Genomic DNA, 3108 nt, shown 5'->3' on the forward strand with positions numbered 1-3108 from the left:
ATGCGGGCACATGGTGGTGAGGCGGTCAGCCAACAACCGCCGGCACTGTGCCGGGCTGCTGAGCGCCGCTGGCGTCCGCCGTCGTTGCCGTCAGCGTTGCCGTCACTGCCGTCGGCGGTGACGGCGTCTGACCACCGCATTAGCAGTTCGATCCGGGCGCTACTCACCCAAGCGGACATGTTGTCGCGTCGTCTCCCACGGACGGCACCATCTCCCCACAGCTGAAACCGCTCGTCGAAGCACTGGGCAAGGCAGACGACCCCTGGTCAGTCCTCGCATGGACACGCGCTCAGGGCGGCGCCCGCCTCCTGGCGCAACTCGCCGCCCAGGACACGACATCACCCACGCCACGCTCGACGTCCTTCCGCAGGACGGAGCCGTTCGCCGTGTCCGAGCCGTCCTCGTCGCTACCGGCGCGCTGTCCTCCGGTGGCGGGCGAACCGGCTCCGGCGTTGACTGGTGCGGGGTGCACTGCACGCCAGACGACCGAGGGATAGACGATGACCAGACCCGTCACCGGACTGCTGTACGGAGCCGCTGCCGGTGCCGCCGGTACCACTGCTCTCAACACCGTCGGCTATCTGGACATGGCATGGCGTGCGCGGCCCGCGAGTGGCACTCCGCGAGCCACCGTCGAGAAGCTGTCACAGGCGATGCACCTGCCCATTCCCGGTCACGGCGCTGAGAAGGAAAATCGAGTCGCGGGCCTGGCGGCACTGACCGGCATCGCTGCCGGGATCGGTCTGGGTGCCCTTCTGGGCCTGGTGCGGGCCGAGGGCTGGCGTCCGTCCAGGTTGATCGCTTACGCGACCGCTGGATTCGGCGCCCGTCTGGGCACCGACGCCCCCATGACCGTGCTCAAAGTGACCGACCCGCGCACGTGGTCTGCCAAGGACCGGATTGCCGACATCGTGCCCCATCTGGCTTACGGGGTGGTGACCGCCGCAGTTTTGGAAAGACTCGATCCCTGAGTCGATGGGCCCGACGGGCACTTGCGCACAGGCAGCGAATTCCTCAGTAATCGTGTGGCGCTGGGACTCGAGGCGCACACCTCTGCGTTGCTCCAATGGCCTTAAGCGGCGAGCCATCCGTGTACAGCTGCCCGCGAATCTTCCAGGAGGGCGAGCCGGTGAAATTGCCGGCCACTTCGAAGGGGGAACCTACCGTCAATGCGCATCAACAACGGAGCATAAGACCGACAAGTGGAGGCACCAGATGGCCGATCTCCCGCCACCGCCAGAGGGAATTGTACTGGCCCACTTCATCGTCTCGGACGATGTCGAACGCTCTCGACGCTTCTACACCGAAGTGCTCGGCGGCCGGCTGGCCTACTCCGGCCCTGGAGGCCTGACCTATGTCGCACTGGCCAACAGCTGGATCATCATCAACGGTGGCGGAGGCCCGACGGACGACAAGCCCTCGGTCACCCTGGAGGCGCCGCGCGATTTCGGCCGGGTCAGCAGTTTCCTCAATATCCGCGTCAGGGACATCTACCCCTTGTACGAGGAGTGGAGCGCCCGAGGTGCCCAGTTCCTGACGCCGCCGAAACAACACGCGTACGAGATCCGCTGCTACATCCGCGACCCTGACGGCCATCTGATCGAAGTCGGCCAGACCACCGACCCGGAGGGAGACTGGACACCGGCTCACTGGCCCCCGAGTTCCCGCACCGGCGATTCCGAGTGAGCTCCGAGATCCCGGGCCGTGCCCCGCTATTGACCTTGACTGCGCGAGTCGCGGACGATCTCGGCGAGCCGGGCGGCCTGCGCGTCGCTTGGGCTGGGGAACGAACCCGGTGTCCGCCGGGTTGCGCTCGACGACTTCGACCGCGATGCCCACCTGCTCGCGGCCGATCCTGTCAAGGGTGAGGTGCGTGAGGGCGGTGGAGTCTCAATGGCTGAGTCAAGTCATGTCGCCTCGTCCCACAGTTGAGCGCGCGCTGGCCGACCACAGGATTGAACCTGTGGCTTCATCCTTATCAGGTCGATCATTAGGCCCCGGTCTCCTATCTCTGACCCACGGTGCAAAGTAGGTCCTCGCGCCTGCTGACAGTCCCGTTGCTTCGTGGCCGCCTCCTTCGTTAGGCCGAACGAGTAGTCGGCGGCGGGGCGGGAGAGTTCATGCGGCGCGAGTGGTCTCCGGAGGACTTGGTGGCGTGCTGGACGCCAGTGGGCGGTGATGGGACCTGGTCGCGAACAAGTCTGGCCATACCCGGCTTGGCTTCGTGCTGACCTTGAAGTTCTTCGAGCTGGAAGGCAGATTCCCTCAGCTCGTTGAGGAGTTCCCGCAGGCCGCGGTCGACTACGTGGCCGACCTCGTGAAGGTGCCGGCGGAGAACGTGGCGAAGTACGACCTGGCGTCCCGCTCGGCGAAGGGGCACCGTACGCAGATCCGCGAGGCGCTCGGCTTCCGGCCGGCGACCCGCGCGGATGAGGAACGGCTGACCGTTTGGCTCGCGGTCGAGATCTGCCCGGTTGAGCTGGTCGAGGACCGGCTGCGTGAGGCTTTGTTCGTGCGGTGCCGAAGTGAGCGCATCGAGCCTCCGGGCAGGGTCGAGCGGATCGTGGCCGCGGCTCGGGCCCGCGCTGACCGGGTCTTCTGCGCGCAGACCGTCATGCGCTTGGGCGACGTGTGCGTCGGCCGTCTGCTGGTCTTGGTCGCCGAGGGCAATGAGGACGGCACGGCGCTGCTGGCCTCGCTCAAACGGGACCCTGGCGCGGTGGGGCTGGACTCGCTGCTGGCGGAGATCACCAAGCTGACCGACGTACGCAAGCTTGGTATGTCCGAGGGGCTGTTCGCGGGTTGCTCGGAGAAGTTGGTGGCCGCGTGGCGGGCACGGGCGATCAAGATGTACCCCTCGGACTTCCGTGACACGAGTGAGGACGTACGGGTCACGCTCCTGGCCGCGCTGTGTTTCTCCCGGCAGGCGGAGATCACCGATGCGCTGGTGGAACTGCTGGTCGCCCTGGTCCACAAGATCAACGCGCGTGCAGAGCGGCGGGTGGCGCGATCTCCTGAGAGAAGCCCGAAAGGGCGGTGAACGCCTTGCGGTGATCACCCCGGAAGCCAGCCGAGGAACTCCCCCCGGGGAGCGCTGGACCTACTCCC

Annotated in this window: 3 protein-coding genes; all 3 read left to right on the top strand. The window is 66.7% G+C overall.

Annotation, left to right across the window (positions count from 1 at the left end; genetic code table 11):
* Nucleotides 1-500: 500 nt before the first annotated feature.
* The 3 genes from EES42_RS44170 (at nucleotide 501) to EES42_RS44180 (ending at nucleotide 3040) form a co-directional block, all read left to right on the top strand.
* Nucleotides 501-971, top strand: coding sequence for a hypothetical protein (locus EES42_RS44170; RefSeq protein ID WP_124723811.1), 471 nt, complete (start codon nucleotides 501-503; stop codon nucleotides 969-971).
* Nucleotides 972-1215: 244 nt separating this feature from the next.
* Nucleotides 1216-1686 carry a VOC family protein gene (locus EES42_RS44175; protein WP_124723812.1) on the top strand — a complete coding sequence of 157 codons (471 nt, stop codon included), beginning with the start codon at nucleotides 1216-1218 and terminating at the stop codon, nucleotides 1684-1686.
* A gap of 538 nt (nucleotides 1687-2224) precedes the next feature.
* Nucleotides 2225-3040, top strand: a complete 816-nt coding sequence (locus EES42_RS44180) for a DUF4158 domain-containing protein (RefSeq protein WP_164495610.1) — start codon at nucleotides 2225-2227, stop codon at nucleotides 3038-3040.
* Nucleotides 3041-3108: the final 68 nt, after the last annotated feature.

The sequence above is a fragment of the Streptomyces sp. ADI95-17 genome, assembly GCF_003846175.1.
In the GTDB taxonomy this organism is placed as follows: Bacteria; Actinomycetota; Actinomycetes; order Streptomycetales; family Streptomycetaceae; genus Streptomyces; species Streptomyces sanglieri.